The organism is Streptomyces sp. S3(2020), from assembly GCF_013044505.1.
In the GTDB taxonomy this organism is placed as follows: Bacteria; Actinomycetota; Actinomycetes; order Streptomycetales; family Streptomycetaceae; genus Streptomyces.
In genome coordinates this window covers 1-15,610 of the sequence record NZ_JABERD010000216.1, presented here as the reverse complement: position 1 = coordinate 15,610, position 15,610 = coordinate 1, and the positions used below count along the sequence as shown (strand labels likewise).

Annotated in this window: 15 protein-coding genes; 9 read left to right on the top strand and 6 right to left on the bottom strand. The window is 71.3% G+C overall.

Annotated features, from left to right (window positions below; genetic code table 11):
- Nucleotides 1-1,073: cytochrome P450 (locus HLK59_RS40690; RefSeq protein ID WP_171146690.1), on the top strand; the 1,073-nt coding region annotated here is incomplete at its 5' end.
- On the opposite strand, the gene HLK59_RS40685 is transcribed toward HLK59_RS40690, so the two are convergent.
- Nucleotides 1,074-1,442 carry a DUF4333 domain-containing protein gene (locus HLK59_RS40685; protein ID WP_171146689.1) on the bottom strand — a complete coding sequence of 123 codons (369 nt, stop codon included), beginning with the start codon at nucleotides 1,440-1,442 and terminating at the stop codon, nucleotides 1,074-1,076.
- A gap of 131 nt (nucleotides 1,443-1,573) precedes the next feature.
- Between HLK59_RS40685 and HLK59_RS40680 the strand changes: the two genes are divergently transcribed.
- Nucleotides 1,574-2,728 carry a sensor histidine kinase gene (locus tag HLK59_RS40680; RefSeq protein ID WP_171146688.1) on the top strand — a complete coding sequence of 385 codons (1,155 nt, stop codon included), beginning with the start codon at nucleotides 1,574-1,576 and terminating at the stop codon, nucleotides 2,726-2,728.
- 34 nt (nucleotides 2,729-2,762) lie between these two features.
- Here HLK59_RS40680 and HLK59_RS40675 read toward each other — a convergent pair whose 3' ends face one another.
- Nucleotides 2,763-4,460 carry a lysyl oxidase family protein gene (locus tag HLK59_RS40675; RefSeq protein ID WP_240982926.1) on the bottom strand — a complete coding sequence of 566 codons (1,698 nt, stop codon included), beginning with the start codon at nucleotides 4,458-4,460 and terminating at the stop codon, nucleotides 2,763-2,765.
- A 264-nt stretch (nucleotides 4,461-4,724) separates the two neighbouring features.
- On the opposite strand from HLK59_RS40675, the gene HLK59_RS40670 reads away from it, so the two are divergent.
- Nucleotides 4,725-5,105: a luciferase family protein gene (locus HLK59_RS40670; protein WP_171146686.1), complete on the top strand. Its 381-nt coding sequence runs from the start codon at nucleotides 4,725-4,727 to the stop codon at nucleotides 5,103-5,105.
- A gap of 9 nt (nucleotides 5,106-5,114) precedes the next feature.
- Here HLK59_RS40670 and HLK59_RS40665 read toward each other — a convergent pair whose 3' ends face one another.
- From HLK59_RS40665 to HLK59_RS40655, 3 genes are all read right to left on the bottom strand, one after another.
- The gene (locus HLK59_RS40665; RefSeq protein WP_171146691.1) at nucleotides 5,115-6,167 is read right to left on the bottom strand and encodes an NAD-dependent epimerase/dehydratase family protein; all 1,053 of its coding nucleotides are present in this window, start codon (nucleotides 6,165-6,167) and stop codon (nucleotides 5,115-5,117) included.
- Between the two features lie 32 nt (nucleotides 6,168-6,199).
- Nucleotides 6,200-7,042, bottom strand: a complete 843-nt coding sequence (locus HLK59_RS40660; RefSeq protein ID WP_171146685.1) for a hypothetical protein — start codon at nucleotides 7,040-7,042, stop codon at nucleotides 6,200-6,202.
- Nucleotides 7,043-7,121: 79 nt separating this feature from the next.
- Nucleotides 7,122-8,156, bottom strand: coding sequence for an ABC transporter substrate-binding protein (locus HLK59_RS40655; RefSeq protein WP_171146684.1), 1,035 nt, complete (start codon nucleotides 8,154-8,156; stop codon nucleotides 7,122-7,124).
- Between the two features lie 164 nt (nucleotides 8,157-8,320).
- Between HLK59_RS40655 and HLK59_RS40650 the strand changes: the two genes are divergently transcribed.
- The 5 genes from HLK59_RS40650 (at nucleotide 8,321) to HLK59_RS40630 (ending at nucleotide 13,891) form a co-directional block, all read left to right on the top strand.
- Nucleotides 8,321-9,025 carry a hypothetical protein gene (locus tag HLK59_RS40650; RefSeq protein WP_346779928.1) on the top strand — a complete coding sequence of 235 codons (705 nt, stop codon included), beginning with the start codon at nucleotides 8,321-8,323 and terminating at the stop codon, nucleotides 9,023-9,025.
- 33 nt (nucleotides 9,026-9,058) lie between these two features.
- Complete coding sequence (locus HLK59_RS40645; RefSeq protein WP_171146682.1) at nucleotides 9,059-9,982, top strand: HtaA domain-containing protein; 924 nt, start codon at nucleotides 9,059-9,061, stop codon at nucleotides 9,980-9,982.
- Nucleotides 9,983-10,144: 162 nt separating this feature from the next.
- Nucleotides 10,145-10,669, top strand: coding sequence for a hypothetical protein (locus tag HLK59_RS40640; protein WP_171146681.1), 525 nt, complete (start codon nucleotides 10,145-10,147; stop codon nucleotides 10,667-10,669).
- A 103-nt stretch (nucleotides 10,670-10,772) separates the two neighbouring features.
- The gene (locus HLK59_RS40635; protein ID WP_171146680.1) at nucleotides 10,773-11,198 is read left to right on the top strand and encodes a hypothetical protein; all 426 of its coding nucleotides are present in this window, start codon (nucleotides 10,773-10,775) and stop codon (nucleotides 11,196-11,198) included.
- A gap of 89 nt (nucleotides 11,199-11,287) precedes the next feature.
- Entirely contained in the window at nucleotides 11,288-13,891 is a 2,604-nt protein-coding gene (locus HLK59_RS40630) for an immunoglobulin domain-containing protein (RefSeq protein WP_171146679.1), read from the top strand.
- Nucleotides 13,892-13,956: 65 nt separating this feature from the next.
- Here the strand turns inward: HLK59_RS40630 and HLK59_RS40625 are convergent, their stop codons facing one another.
- On the bottom strand, nucleotides 13,957-14,883 hold the full coding sequence (locus HLK59_RS40625) for a superoxide dismutase (protein WP_171146678.1): 927 nt from the start codon (nucleotides 14,881-14,883) through the stop codon (nucleotides 13,957-13,959).
- A gap of 134 nt (nucleotides 14,884-15,017) precedes the next feature.
- Between HLK59_RS40625 and HLK59_RS40620 the strand changes: the two genes are divergently transcribed.
- Nucleotides 15,018-15,380, top strand: a complete 363-nt coding sequence (locus tag HLK59_RS40620) for a DUF6479 family protein (RefSeq protein ID WP_171146677.1) — start codon at nucleotides 15,018-15,020, stop codon at nucleotides 15,378-15,380.
- The last annotated feature ends 230 nt before the right edge of the window (nucleotides 15,381-15,610 follow it).

Genomic DNA, 15,610 nt, shown 5'->3' with positions numbered 1-15,610 from the left:
ACCCCGAAGGCCCCGTTCACCGCGTCCACCTCCCCGGCAGTGGTGACGCCTGGCTGGTCGAGGGGTGGGAGGTTGCGCGGGAGGCGCTCGCCGATGCCCGGTTGTGCAATGACATCCGGTACTCGACGTCCTGGGAGAGCGACGGTGGGCATGCGCTCGGGCGGAACATGTTGCAGAGTGATCCGCCGCGGCACACCCGGTTGCGGCGGCTGGTCGCGGGGCGGTTCAGCGGTGGGCGGATCGACGCGCTGAGGCCTCGGGTCGAGGAGATCGCCGGGGAGCTGGTCGCCGCACTGCCACGGCAGGGGACCGCGGACATCGTCGGGCGGTACGCGCTGCCGTTGCCCGTCACCGTGATCTGCGAGCTGCTGGGGGTTCCGGCCGAGGAGCGGGACGGCTTCCACGTCTGGTCGAACGAGCTCGTCATGCCCACCTCGCCGGAGTCGGCGGCCGCGGCGGGGACCGCGCTGACCACATGTCTGACCGAGCTGACCGGACGTGGCGGGACCCTGCTCGGCGACCTGGCGGAGGAGCTCGACGGCGAGGAGCTCCTCGGGATGGCCTTCCTGCTCCTGGTCGCCGGTCATGAGACGACCGTCCATCTGATCTCGGCCACCCTCCACGGGCTGCTGTCCCATCAGGACCAGCTCGCGCTCCTGCGCGCCGATCCCGGCCTGACCGAGGCCGCCGTCGAGGAGGCGCTGCGCCACAGCTCCCCCGTGCACACCACCGCGTTCCGGTTCGCCGCCGAGCCCCTGGAGCTCGCGGGCGTCCAAATAGCCGCCGGTGACGCGGTGCTCGTCTCGCTCGCCGCGGCCTCCCGTGACCCGCTCCGCTTCCCCGACCCCGACCGCTTCGACATCACCCGGCGCACGACGGGCCACCTCGGCTTCGGGCACGGGCTGCATCACTGTCTCGGCGCCCCGCTGGCCCGTATGGAGGCCTCCGTCGCCGTACGGCTGCTGCTGCGGGACCGGCCGGAGCTCGCCTTCGCGACCGACCCGGCGGAACTCACCTGGCGCACCGGCACACTGCTGCGGGGGCTGGCCGAACTGCCGCTGCGGATCGGCTGATCAGCGCTCGAACCGCCATGTGAGGTGGGTGTCCGTCGCCCGGACCACCGTCACCGGGATGTCGAGTGTCGTGCCGTCGACGCGGCGGCCCGTGCAGGTGAGGGTCGCCCCGGTCTGGGCCTTCAGACCCTCGGGGCAGGAGACGTGGACCTTCACGCCGACCCAGGGGAGCGGGTGGTAGAGGCTCTCGGTGCGGCCGGCGACGATGTTCGGGGCGAGGGCCTTGTGGCCGTCGACCGTGACGGTGTCGTACGCGTCCAGCCGGGTCGTCGACTCGGTGTTCGAGAGCAGGTGGGTGCCGATCCCGCCGAGGGCGAGCACCGCGGCGGCACCGCCGACGACACCGACGAGGAACCTGCTGTCCGGCATGGCGTGCGCACTCCTGAGATGAGAGGGCCCCCGGCTTCGTCCCTGCCGCCATTCTCGCTCCCGCCGCCGTCCTCGCTCCTCGGCCGTTCGGCCGATCCCGCGGCCGGACCGGCGCGCATACGGTGATCCCCATGAAGTCCGCTTCCCCCCGGGGCTGCCTTCGCGGTGCCGTCGTGGGCGCGCTGCTCGCGTTGTGCCTCGTCGATGTGCTGGCCGCGTACGACACGGGCTACAGCGCCTGGCGCCCGGCGGCCGTCCTCGCGGTCGGCCTCACCGCACTGCTGTGGCCGGCCGCACGGCAGCCCGGCTGGCTCACCCCGCAGCTGCGCACCGCCGTACCCGCCCTGGCCTCGCTCCTCCACACGGCGTCGGCGCTCGTCCTGCACCGGGTCGCCCCCTTCGGCCCGGGCGAGGTCGCCGTCCTGCTGTGCCTGCTGTTCGTCGCGGTACGGAACTGCCCGCCGCGCTGGGCCGTGGTGTGCGGCCTGCTGGACCTGGCCGCCGTGCTCACCCAGCCCGCCCGCTACTACCGGGAGCTGACCACCGGCGAGGCGCCGGGCTATGTCCTGGTCGGCCTGGTCCTGGCCGGTCTCGTCGCCTCCCTCGCCGCCTATCTGCGCGCCCTGGACTACCGCCGTACCGTCGCCGTCGACGAGACCCGCCGCGAGGAACGCCTCGCCATCGCCGCCGACCTGCACGACTTCGTGGCGCATCACGTGACCGGCATCCTCGTCCAGACCCAGATGGCCCGCATGATGGCCACCACCCAGCCGGAGGACCTCGACCCGGTCCTCGCGGGCATCGAGGGCGCCGCGACCGAGGCGCTGGCGTCCATGCGGCGCACGGTCGGCGTGCTGCGGGACGCGGACGGGACCGACCGGCGCCCGGTGGGCGACCTGGCCGGTATCGAGGAGCTGGCGGAACGCTTCGCGAGCCCGGTCCAGAAGGTCGCCCTGGACCGCGGGGGCGTCCCGGACGACCTGCCGCACGAGGTGCAGGCGGCGGCCTTCCGGGTCGTGCAGGAGGCGCTGACGAACGTACGGCGGCACGCGGCCGACGCGAGCGAGGTCAGCGTCCGGCTGGCCCTCGACGGTGACCGGCTGACCGTGTCCGTGGCCGACGACGGCCGGGGCGGCACCCAGCTCCCGGACGCGGCGCACGGCGGCGGCTTCGGGCTGGTCGGGCTGAAGGAGCGGGTGACCGCGCTGGGCGGCGAGCTGACGGCCGGGCCCCGTGCGGGGTACGGCTGGGAGATCAGGGCCGCGTTCCCGCTCCCGGCGCGGTGACCGGGAGCGGGAACGTGGTCTAGGTGCTTGTCGGTTACGGCGCGTTGATCAGGTCGTGCGGCGGCACCTTGACCGTGCGCTTGCCCGGTTCGCCGCTCAGGATCACCTTGCGCAGGGCGACGTTGTTGTTCAGGTTCGTCTCCTGGAGGCGCTTCTCCGGGTTGGCGATGACCTGGATGTAGTACGTGCCGTTCGGCAGGTCCGTGATGTCGAAGGACTGGCCGGGGCGGTACTGGGTGTAGGTGTCGCCGGAGCCGACGTCGAGGACCTCACGGACGGAGATCGAGTTCTGCTGACCGCAGGCGGTCGACAGGTCCGTGTTGTACGGCTTGAAGTTGGCGTTCTTCACCGTGTAGTCGATCGCGTCCGTGTTGGCGAGGCAGAAGGCCTCCTTGCCGCTCTTGACGATCTCGTGCTGGTCCGCGGCGAGCAGCCGGTAGCTGGCGAAGTCGGTGAAGTGCCAGTGCTCGTGGCCGACGCGCGGGTCCCACTCCATGGTGCCGGTGGGCGTGTAGCCGATCTGCTTGCCCTTGGCGTCGTAGAAGTACTGGTACGCGTCCATCAGGTCCGCGCCCGGCTTGCGGAAGCCGTCGACGACGAGGGGCGCGGGGCCGGCGTTCCAGACGTTGGCGCTGAAGGCCAGGTAGTCCTTGCCGGGTACGTCGCCGTCCTCGCCGTCGGTGATGGCGATGTCCCACGCCGGGAGGGAACGCAGGTCCGGCTTGGGCACGTTGGCCGGGACCCCGGCCCGTCCGGTGGGCCGCTTGCCCGCGGCCTTCAGCGCGGGCGCGATCCGGGAGCCGTCGGTGTGGCCGCTGCCGTCACCCAGGTGGTGGGCCAGGCCCCGGTCCTCCAGGGCGTGGGACAGGGCGCCGGGTGTGGGCTCGTCGGCGCCGCGCGGACCGTAGTGGTGGGCAGCGCCGTGGGCCGCGCCGTGGGCCATGTCGTGCCCCGCGTGCGAGCCCCGCTGGGCGGTCATGCCGACGCCACCGCCACCGCCGCCACCGCCGCCGTCGGTGATCTGCCGGACGGTCACCTTGATGGTCCGCTGGTCGTTCGGGATGCCGAAGAGATCGCGGTACTTCTTCGCCACGGACACCTTCGCCGTGTACTCACCCGCCGGGAGGTCCACGGGCTTGTCGTAGTCCACGGTGCTGGAGTTGGACGCCCAGCCCTTCTCCACGCCCCACACCGAGCCCAGCGTGAACGGGTTGGTGGGGCAGCTCTCCGGATAGTGAGAGGTCGCCGGCGCGTCCGGGCGCAGGCGGCCGGAGGCGTTGTTCGGGCAGAAGTTGCCCTTGGTCTTCGACACCTCCTGTCCGGCCGCGTTCTTGACGGACACCTCAAGAAATCCGGGCAGCCCCGAGAAGTCCTTCACGAGCCCGGCGGGCAGCGCCTTGGTGGTGATGCGGGTGCCGTCGCGGAAGACCTGCTTGGCGACGACAGGGTCCTTGTACGACTTGCGCGTCACCTTGAACTCCAGGGGCGCGTTGTCGACGGTGACATACGTGCCGAGGTCCAGATAGACGCCCGGCTCCCCCTCCCACCGGTCGAGCGTCACGGAGTTCGACGCGGCGATGAGCTTGAGCTTCGGCTTGCCGGGTGTGGCGGCCTGCGCGGCCCCGGCGCCGGGCGCCGCTCCGGCGCCGGTGACGACGACGGTGAGCGCGGCACCGGCGGCGAGCGCGGGGCGCTTCCATCGGCTGCGGTTGCGGTGTTGCTGACTGGTCATCGGTTCCTCGTCTGCGAGTGCCCTGGTCAGGGGCATCGGACTGGACAACCCACGGACGGCCGACGGTGTGGACGCACCCCCACGCGCCCCACGGGCACGCCGACCCGCCTGTGAGCACCCTGTGAGAGCTGTAAAGAGGGTGTCCAGGTTGCCTGTTGAGAAGGAAATCAATCGATCGGGGGGCGCACGCCCGCACACCTCACGCCCCGGTTACTTTTCCCTCAACCCCTGGTTGCGCGGGGGTGAGCAGGCGACGATGGGCTCATGACTCTCGCCGAGCGCGCCTTCGAGCGCCTCCACGCCTGGCCCGACCTCAGCACGGGGCACCCCAGCTGCGGCACCGGGCGCGCGCTGCGCTCCCTCCACGGCGAGATCGTGCACTTCCACTCCGACCGGGACGTGGACCTGCATCTGACCGGCCACGCGATCGAACGCTTCGCGAGAGACCTCCAGGGATCCACCGCCATCCATCTCGTCCCCGGTTCCCGCTGGGTCACCGTCCACCTGGACTGCGACACCGACGTCGACCTGCTGATGAGCCTGGTCAGCATGGCCCTCAAGGCGTATCAGGGACAGCCCGGCGAGTCCGCGGCCGCGTGCAACTTCCGCCGGGTGACGGTCGTACCGCGGGACATCCCCGCGTGAGCGGGCCCGTCATCCCGCCGGTTCCCGCCAGGCCCGGTAGTGGTCCAGGACGGTCTCCTCGATCGGGCGGTAGGTGAGGCCCAGTTCGTCGACGCTGCGGCTGTTGTCGACCTGGAAGCGGATGCCGAGGTGCTTGCGGATGTAGTCCTGGGTGAGGCCGAACGCCGGGCCGAGGACGCGGACCGGCCAGTGGGGCAGCCGGGTCCGGGGCAGCCGGAGGTTCCTCGGGTACTCGGCGCGCAGGATGCGGGACATGTCGTAGAAGGACGTCATGGTCGGCGCCGCGAGGATGTAGCGGCCGTGCGCGTCCGGGTTGAGGGCCGCGGCGATGTGCGCGTCGGCGACGTCCCGCACGTCGACCGTGGTGAAGCTGAAGTCGGGGGCGCCGTAGAAGAAGTAGCCCTTGAAGAGCTCCTCCAGGAGGAAGAGGCTGCCGGACTCCGAGGCGGGGGTGAGCGAAGGGCCCAGGATCAGGCCCGGGTTGACCGCCACCATGCTCCAGCGGTCCTGCGCCTTGGCCGCGTCCCAGGCCGCCTGCTCGGCGACCGTCTTGGCGTAGTGGTACGGGTTGTTCTCCACCGTGCTGGTGGTGTTGACGTACTCCTCCGCGAGGATGCCGTCCTTCATCTCCCGTACGTCGGCGTAGTCACCGAAGATCGCGCCGACGGTGGAGGTGAGGACGAGCCGGCGGACGGCCGGGGTGCGGTCGATGGTCCCGAGCACGTTGCGGGTCCCGTGCAGCGCGGGCTCCACGACATCCCGCCGGCCGTCCTTGATCCTCTCCGGTACGAGGAACGGGGAGGCGACGTGGAAGACGGTCCCGCAGCCCTGCGCCGCCTCGTCGAAGGAGCCCTCGGCGAGCAGATCCGCCTCGAACAGGTCGAGCCTGTCCGGGAATTCGGTCTGCATCGCCCGCAGGGGTCCGGTCTTCGGCGAGTCGGCGGTGCTGCGGACCGTCGCACGGACCTGATGGCCGCGCTCCAGGAGCCGTTTCACCAGATGGCTGCCTACGAAGCCGCTGCCGCCGGTCACCAGGACCGGGACTCCCGGGGTGCTCTCCACGTCGTCCACCCGCGCTCCTCGTACAGAACAGGTCAGAGCCCGTAGCGGCTCTTCAGATGACGCCAGAAGTCACGCGCCATCCACTTGTCGAACTCCGTGATCTGCGCGGCCGATCCGGCCTTCATGAGGAAACAGCACTGGCCGGTCGGCGTCCAGTCGTAGAAGTCGTCGAGCCCGAAGGTGTGGCCGACTTCGTGGAGATAGATATGGATGTTCTCCTGGCCGAGGGCCCCGGTGAAGTACTCCTGGCCGACCCGCTGGCCCCAGTCTCCGCCCGCGCCGCCCTGGAAGCCCTTGGTGAGCCACAGCGACTGGTCGTAGTGGCGGGCGACACCGCCGGGGCACTTCGAGTAGTTGCCGTCCTGGTGGAAGAAGCGGCCGCAGTCGGGCGCGCACTGCGGGGCGCCGCCGCCGTCCAGGTTGCCCGCGTAGATGTCGACCGAGTTGTCGGTCCACTGGAGCGTGGAGCGGTTCTTCACCGCCCAGCCGACGATGTTGACGGGCACGTTGGTGTACGGCCAGGCATTGGTGCCGGTGCCGTTGTCGAGCATGGCCGTCATCCACTTGCCGAACTGCTTCTTCAGCTGGGTGTGGATCTGGTCGCGCAGGGCGGTGCTGACGGGGGCGTCGGACTCCCAGCGGACGCAGTAGTTGATGCTCCCCCGGTTGGCCATGACCTGGTCCCAGCCGTAGTTGCGGAAGCCGTAGAGGTTCGGGTAGGTCGACTCGACGTGGTTCCAGACCTCGTTGAGCGGTTGTACGAGGTGGGAGGGCGGGTTCCAGTTGTCGGCCGACCGGGCGGGTGCCGCCGTCGTGAAGGCCGCCGCCAGCAGGGCGGTGACGACGGTGACGAAACGCGCGATGCGGGTGCGCATGGAGGTGAACTCCCTTCGTGGGGTGGGGACTTCACCTCCAGGTCGCCGCCGCGCGCGGGGCAGGTTGCCGACCCGTCGTTCACACCTTGTGGATACGGTCCACAAGGATGTCGATGACCAGCGGTGTGCGCGGTCCGAAGCTCAGCAGTACGCCGTCCTCCAGGGTCACGATGCGCCGGTCGGCGCCCGCCGGGGTCTCGGCGATGCCCGGGATCTTGACCAGTCCGTCGACGCCGCCGACCGACTCCAGGCCCTTGTCCATCATGAGGATCACGTCGGGTTCGGCGGCGATGAGGGCCTCGCTGGTGAGGGGGGTGAAGGGCTTGTCCAGGCCCATCCCCACGCCCGCGTCGACCGCGCCCGCGGCCTCGATCAGCGAGTCGGCGCCGGAGCCCTTGCCGCCCATCAGATAGACGGCCGCGCTGCCGCGCATGTAGAGGAAGGCGACCTTGGGCTCGCTGCCCTGGGGGACGCCCGCCTTCGCCGCCGAAAGGTCCTTGGCGATCCGGGAGTTGAGGGCCTTGCCGGCGTCCGGGACGCCCAGCGCCTGGGCGACGCGGGTGGTGCGGGTCGCGACGTCGGACAGCTTCGTCGCCGGGTCCAGGACCACGACCGGGACGCCCGCGTCACGGATCTGCTCGATGGCCTCGCTCGGGCCGGTGTCGGTGTCGGCGAGCACGACCGTCGGACGCAGCGACAGCACGCTCTCGGCGCTGACGTCGTGCGCCTTGGTGACCTGCGGGAGCTTCTCGGCCTCCGCGAAGGTGGCGGTGATGTCCCGGCCGACGACCTGGTCGCCGAGGCCCAGCGTGAACACGATCTCCGCGATACCGCCGTTGAGGGGCAGGATCCGCGACGCGTCCCGCACGCTCACCTGGCGCCCGTCGGAGGAGTCGACGGTCACCGGCAGCTTCGGCACAGGCGCCTCGCCCGTCAGCGGTACGAGGGTGTTCGTCGCGAGCTGTTTCTCGGCGGCCTCCGCCCGTGCGCTCGCGGAGACCGGTGTGGCCTCGCCGGCCGCCGTGTCCGAGCCGCCGCCGGCACAGGCTCCCGTCAGCAGCGCGAGGGCCAGGGCCCAAGGCGCCAGTCCGATCCGTCTTCCTGACCTACGCATCGCCGAAGTTCCTCCGAGTCTCCAGGGTCCCGCACAGTTGAAGAATAGATTAGGTTAGGTTTACCTTATTGACTCGTGGTGGGGGTGCTTCGTTGATTTCGCCAAGTGGTCTGCTCCGCAGGGGATTTGTCTGTCTGGCCGGGGGTGCTGCCTCGGTCTCCCTGGTGTTGACGGCTGTTTCACCGGCATGGGCGAGCACCTCCACCACTGGTCCCGAGGGCCAGAAACTCACCGTCTCCAAGAGCGCGGGCCTCGACGCGGCGGGTGAGACGGTCACCGTCTCCGGCACCGGCTACAACACCGAGAAGGGCATCTACATCGCCTTCTGCGTGGACAACGGGGCGGGCAAGACACCCACCCCCTGCGTCGGCGGTGTCGACATGTCCGGCGAGTCCGGGGCCTCCGTGTGGGTCTCCTCCAACCCGCCCTCCTACGGCGAGGGTCTCGCCGAGCCCTACAAGGGCAGCGGGCACGACGGCTCCTTCTCCGTGCAGATCAAGGTCCGCGCCAAGGACGCCAACACCGACTGCACCAAGTCGGGTGTGAAGTGCGCGGTCATCACCCGCAACGACCACACCCGGGGCGGGGACCAGAGCCAGACGGTACGGATCCCGGTGACGTTCGGCGGGTCCGGTTCGGCCACCGCCACATCGACGCCGAGCGCCTCCGCCACGGCGGGCACCACCGGTGGCGGCGGCACCACCACGGGCGGCTCCGGCACGACCGGTTCGGACAGCACCTCGGACGGCCCCCTCGCCTCCACCGGCTCCACCGCGCTGGCCGCCGGGCTCACCGCGGCCGGACTGGTCGCCGCCGGCACCGGCACCTGGCTGTGGGCGCGCAGGCGCCGCACCACGCCCGCCGGCTGACCCCACCCCACCTTCCCCCAGGGAGACTCGAAGATGGTGAACAGACCCGGCGCCGCCGCCGTCACGGGTGGCGCGCTGCTCGCGCTGCTGTGTCCGGGCGTCGCGGCGGCGGACGCGTTCTCGCACGAGGTGTCCGGCGGCTACGCGGCCCTGGCACTCGCGGCCCAGGACGTCTCGCTCGACGTCGCCGAGCCCGCCGTACGAGGGTCGGGGGGCCGTGCCTGGTTCCCGGCGACCGGCGGCGGGGCGGATCCCCAAGCGGGCGACGCGGACGTGGAGTTGGGCGGTACGGCCCTGCTGACCTCCGCCGCCGGGAAACAACTGCCGCTGAGCGGACTCCGGCTGGAGCTGGACGGCGACACGGGCGCGCTGCACGCCCGCACGGCTGTCGACGGACAGACCCGCGAACTCGCCCTGGCCGAGGTGACGTCCGGCGCCGCACCCGTCGTACGGACAAGCGGGGTGACCTGGAGCGGACTTCGGGCGGCGCTCACCGAGGACGGCGCGGCGCTGCTGTCCGGGTGGAGCGGGGCGGAGTTCGCCGCGGGGGACGCCTTCGGGGTGCTGGACGTGACGGTGGGCACCGGGTCCGGGGACGCGGCCCCGCAGACACCGCGGCCGGACGCGACGCCGAGTTCGACACCGTCGCCGTCCCCCACGAAGACGGAGCGGGCCGTGTCCGAGCCGGCCGCGCCCTCGGCCTCGGTGGCCCACGCCGACCTCGCCCCCGGTGCCGAGCAACAGGTCACCGGCGCGGGATTCGAGCCCGGTGAGGTCGTGCTGGTCTCGATCGACCAGGACACCAGGTACCAGGCGGTGGCCGACGAGCAGGGGTACGTCTCCCGGAACTTCCCCGTGTACGACACCGCCGTCGAGGGAGCTCACACCGTCGAGCTCTACACGGTCACCGGCGAGCGCGGCGCCACCGCGGAGTTCGGAGTTCGGACCTCGGGATGATCCCTCGCGGGACAAGGAGCGGGCCGCCTCGGTCCGCTCCTCGGCATGCCCAATTCCCTTGTTGATGACGGGATTTGAGAATTCTTTGCCATCCGTTGACAAGCAGCCCGAGCTCGTACTTAGGTTTGCCTTACCTAATCAGAGAGAAAGGTGCTCCTCCCCATGAGAGCCAACCTCGCCGCCCGCGCCACCCTCGCCGTCGCCGCCGCCTCCGCCCTCACCCTGGGCCTGGCGACCTCCGCCTCCGCCGCGACCTCGACGCGCACGATCACCGACGGCACCACGTACAACCTGTCGCTGACCGCCCCGAACGCGCTCTCCTCGGCCGGCCAGGTCGTCAACGTCACCGGCTCCGGCTACAACACCAGCCAGGGCGTCTACGTCGGCCTGTGTGTGGTCACGGGCACGGTGGGCGTGAACAAGCCCACCCCGTGCCTGGGCGGTCAGGACGAGACCGGCGCGACCGGCGCCTCGCACTGGGTCAACAACACCTTCGGCGGCCTGTTCGCCAACAGCTCCAAGTTCGGCACCGGCGGCACCTTCAACGTGAACATCTACGTCAACCCCGACCTCGGCGACGGCAACATCTGCGGCGACACGGTCGAGTGCGCCATCGTCACCCGCGCCGACCACTTCGACACCAACGACCGCAAGTACGACGTCTGGGTCCCGGTCACCTTCAGCTAAACGCTGACCGCTCCGTCTGGTCCACGGGCCGGCCTCGTCCGGCCGGCCCGTTCCGGCACGTCCGACCGTCGACAACGCAGCCGAGAAAGGTGTCCGACCCCCCATGAGAGCCGTACCGTTCGCCCGCGCAGGCCTCGCCTCCCTGACCGCGCCGGGCACGGCCCCCCTGGCGGGCGAGACGACGGTCACCGTCAGCGGCGCCGGTCACAACCCGGCCCAGGGCATCTACGTCGCCCTCTGCGTGATCGAGGGCAACGTCGGCGACAACAGGCCGACCCCGTGCCTGGGCGGCAGCAACGGCTCGCTCGGCTACTCGCACTGGGTGAGCGACACCTGGGGCGGCCAGTTCGCCCACAGCTCCCCGTTCGGCGACGGCGGCACGTTCAGCGTCCAGATCAAGGTCAGGCAGGACCTCGGCGACGGCTACGTCTGCGGCGAGACCGTCGAGTGCGCCGTCGTCACCCGCGCCGACCACTTCGACACCAACGACCGCAAGTACGACGTCCACATCCCCGTCACCTTCCAGTAGGCGCCCGCCGGACCGGGCCCCTCGCGCGGCGGGGCCCGGCTCTCGCACCACCGGAGTGCCGGGCGCACCCGACAAGTGAGGTTCCTTCCATGACAGTTGACAGACCGGACGGGGCGGGTGGACTCCGCCTCAGACGCCCCGCGGCGCTCCTGGGTGCCCTCGCGCTGACGGCCGCGGCGGTGACGGCCCTCACCGTCTCGCCCGCGGCACACGCCGCCGACACTCCGAAGACGGCCCTCGGCAAGAGCGGCCAGAAGCTCACCGTCTCCGCCTCCGCGAACCTCGACCCCGACGGCGACACGATCAAGGTCACCGGCGAGGGGTACGACGCGACCAAGTCCATCTACGTCGCCCTCTGCAAGGACAACGGCGACAACCGCATCCCCACCCCGTGCCTGGGCGGCGCCGACCAGAGCGGCACCGGCAGCGCCTCGCAGTGGATCACCTACGAGGGCGACACCTACGCCGGCGAGCTGGCCGTCCACTGGGGCACCGGCGGCACCTTCGACGTCGACATCGCGGTCAAGTCCAAGGACAGCAGCCTGGACTGCACCCAGGTCACCTGCTCGGTCGTCACCCGCGTCGACCACCGCAACGCCGGCGACCGCTCCCAGGACGTCCGCATCCCCGTCACCTTCGAGGGCCAGGACAACGGTGGCGGTGACGACGGCGGCGACGGCGTCGATGTGCCCGCCGGCACCGTCAGCTATGTGAAGGCCGCCGAGTTCACCACCGCGGGCCGCCCGCAGGACCTCCTGCTGCACCCCGACTCCGGCAAGCTGTACGTCGGTTCGAACGACATCCTCGACACCTCCGACGTCAAGGAGCAGGGCCTGTACGCCCTGGACCCGCAGGACGGCTCGCTCCTCGGCCACGTCCAGCAGGCCCCGGGGTCGACCGGTGCCCTCGCCGCCCGGGTCGTCCGCTGGATCGCCGCCCCGCTGGCCGGCGACGGCGTCGTCTTCCACTACCCGCTGCGCGGCATAGGCACCGCGAAGATCGGGGACACGACCGCCAAGGGGGTCTGGCTGACCGGCGGCACCGTCACCGGTGTCGGTCCCGGCACCGACGCGGCCACGATCCTGGTCGCCCAGGGGGCCACCCTCTCCGAGGTCGAGACCGCCACCGGCACCGTCAGGCGGACGACCACCCTGGAGGGCGGCGGTGAACTCGGCGTGGACACCGCGCACTCCGCCGCCTGGTCCCTCGGCACCGACGGGGACAAGCGGGTGCTGCGCCGCGTGGACACCGCCTCCTTCGCGGTCACCGCCACGGCCGTACTCCCCGACGACGGCTTCGTCACCATGGTCGAGGCGGACCCGACGACGGGCAACGTCTGGGTGGGTGTCGGGACGTCCGTGCTCGTCCTCGACAAGGACGCCAAGCTGCTCAAGACGCTGACGGGCGCGGACCGGCCGATGGCGGCCGCGTTCGACAAGACCTCCGGGCGGGCCTTCGTGCTGCGTGAGGATGTCTACGACGGCTCCACGGACGCTGTCGGCTCCCTCGATGTCCTCGACACCGCGACCTTCGAGAAGGCGGCCGAGCCGGTCGCCCTCCCCGGCAGCATCGCGTCCACCGCCGGCGCGCTCGCCGTGACCCCGGGCGCCACGTCCGTCTACGTCACCGCGCAGACCGAGAGCAAGGTGCTCAAGTTCGACCTGCGGGTCTCCCCCAAGGTCGTCCAGTCCCCCACCGACCAGACCGTCGCCCCCGGTGACGAGGTCACCTTCGTCGCCGCCGCCGAGGGCACCCCGGAGCCCACGGTGACCTGGAGCGTCAGCCCCGACGGCGGCCAGACCTGGTCGAAGATCGAGGGCGCGGCGAAGAACGCGTACACCTTCACCGCGAAGGCGGCGCAGGACGGCTACGAGTACCGCGCCGAGTTCACCAACGCGGCCGGTACGACGCGCACTTCGCCGCTCACCCTGACGGTCGTGAAGGAGGAGGACCCGGGCGACGGCACCGGTTCCCCGACCCCCACCGCCAGTGCGGACACCGAGCCCTCCGGCACCAGGACCGTCACCGGTCCCGAGGGCCAGAAACTGACCGTCACCCCGGTCAACAACCTGGCCGTCACGGACCAGAAGCTGAAGGTCACCGGCTCCGGCTACGACGAGGACAAGGGCATCTACGTGGCCCTCTGCGTCGACAACGGCGAGGGCGAACTGCCCACCCCGTGCGTCGGCGGCGTCGACATGACCGGCGAGTCCCACTCCTCGGCGTGGATCTCCTCCAACCCGCCGGACTACGGCGAGGACCTGGCGACCCCGTACGAGGACGGCGGTTCCTTCGCGGTCGAGCTCACCGTGGACGCCAAGGACGAGTTCACGGACTGCTTCGAGGCGAAGTGCGTCCTGGTCACCCGCGCCGACCACACCCTCTCCGGCGACCGCTCCCAGGACGTGAAGGTCCCGGTCGCCTTCGTCGGCCAGGACCCGGTCGACACGGACGACGAGACCGGCACGGACGACGGCACGGCCACCCCGGACGCATCGGCCTCGGCTTCCGCCGGCTCCGGCTCGGGCGGCACCACCGGCGGCACCGGCACGGGGACGTCCACCACCGGATCCACCACCACCGGCGGCAGCCTCGCCTCCACCGGCGTGACCGTCCTGTCCGTCGCCGTCCTCGCGGCCGCCCTGACGGGCGCCGGCTGGGTGGCATACCGACGGGGCCGTACCGTCAACTGACGCCGGACGTGCGGACGTTCGCCCCCTCCGGCCGCGCCGGAGGGGGCGGACTCATGCCAGGGGTGTCACAGGGACACGGCGACGGCGTCGTACGTCGTCTCCGGTGTCGGCGGGGTCGTGAAGCGGGCGTTGACCAGGTACAGCCGGTCCCCGAAGCGGGCGGCGGTGGTCGGTACGTCGAAGCGGGGGTCGGTGATCGTGGTGCGCAGGGTCGCGGTGGTGGCCTTCGCGTCCAGGTCCCAGACGCTCACCAGGTTGAGACGGTTCTGGACGACGTACAGCGTGCGACCGATGCGCCACAGGCCGTCGCCGTTGACGACGGTGTCCTGGCCGACCAGCGTGATCCTCGTGGCGGCCCCGGTCCTCGGGCTGACGCGGTGGAGCTCACCGGGCGTGGACTTGACGACGATCAGGCCGCGGCCGTCCGGGGTGTCCACGATGCCGTTGGCGTTGTTGACGTCGGGGAGCTGCGTCCAGTCGCCGGTGAGCGGGAGGGTGCGGACGGCGCCCGCGCGGCCGCGGGGGACGCTGTAGAGCTGGGCGGCGCGGGAGTCGGTGAACCAGGCGCGGTCACCGAGCAGGGTGACGTCGTTGACGAAGTGGCCGGTGGCCTCGCTCAGTTGGAAGGTGCGGACGACGTCGCCGGTGCGCGAGTCGTGGACGCGGGCGACGCCGGTGTTGCCCGCGACGTACAGCAGGCCGTCGCGGTCGATCTTCAGGCCGACGGCTATCTGGCCGGTGGCTCCGGCGTAGAGGATCCTGCCCTCGCCGGTGCGCAGGTCGACGCGGTAGATGCCGCCGTTGCCGCGGGAGCCGAAGTAGGCGTACGGCTTCGAGCCGATCGCGATGCCCTCGGGCAGCCAGCCGTTCGGCAGCGGGAACTCGGTGGGCCAGGCGGCGGCCCGCGCGGTGGCGGGGGCGGCCGTCACCGCCAGCGCGGCCAGTGCCGCGGCGCCACCGAGGACGGCTCTGCGGCTCGGTTCTTGGACCATGGTGGAGACCTCCGTGAAATCCAACTCCGTTTACTGTTCCTTTAGTTGGCAACGGAATGGCGAATACCCGAGTTCCCGGATTCCCGGCCCCCTCTCCCAGCGCCTTTCCGGGCGATTTCGGCGATAATTGGGATATGAGTACGGCAGCGTTTGCAATCGCGGCCGCGGGGAGCGATGTGCTCAACGTGATCGCCGCTTTCGTCGGTGGCGCGGTCCTCGCCGGTGCGCTGATCTGGGCCGTGCAGTTCGGCATGCGGGTGCAGGACCGGGAACTGGTCAGGCCTCGCCCGGACGAGCAGCCCCACCTTCCCAGCACCGGCGCGGTCCACGAGATCAGGGAGATGCGGGAGCCGAACGTGGTCCCGCTCGCGGAGCGGGAGCGGCTCATGCCGTACCAGCTCCAGCAGGGCAGTAAACGGGGCGAGGACCAGCAGCGGAAGCGCTGGCGGCCCGGGTCCAGCGGGTCCTTCGGCAGCGGCGGCCTGGGACACGTGTGACGGGGTGACGGCCGGGGCTGCCCCGCCGACCAGGGGCAGCCCCTCTTCACCTGTGCCGTCCGGAGGGCGCGCGGCATCGGGCGCCCTGCCATGACAGCGTGCGGTTTCGCTGTCGGGCGTCCGGTGCGCGCGTCCCCCGGGCGGCGATTCCAGGCTGCCCGGACCCGGGACCGGACGCGGGCGGCTTCGGCGAAGACCCGTAGGAAGATCCGTATACCTAGCCCCCGGCC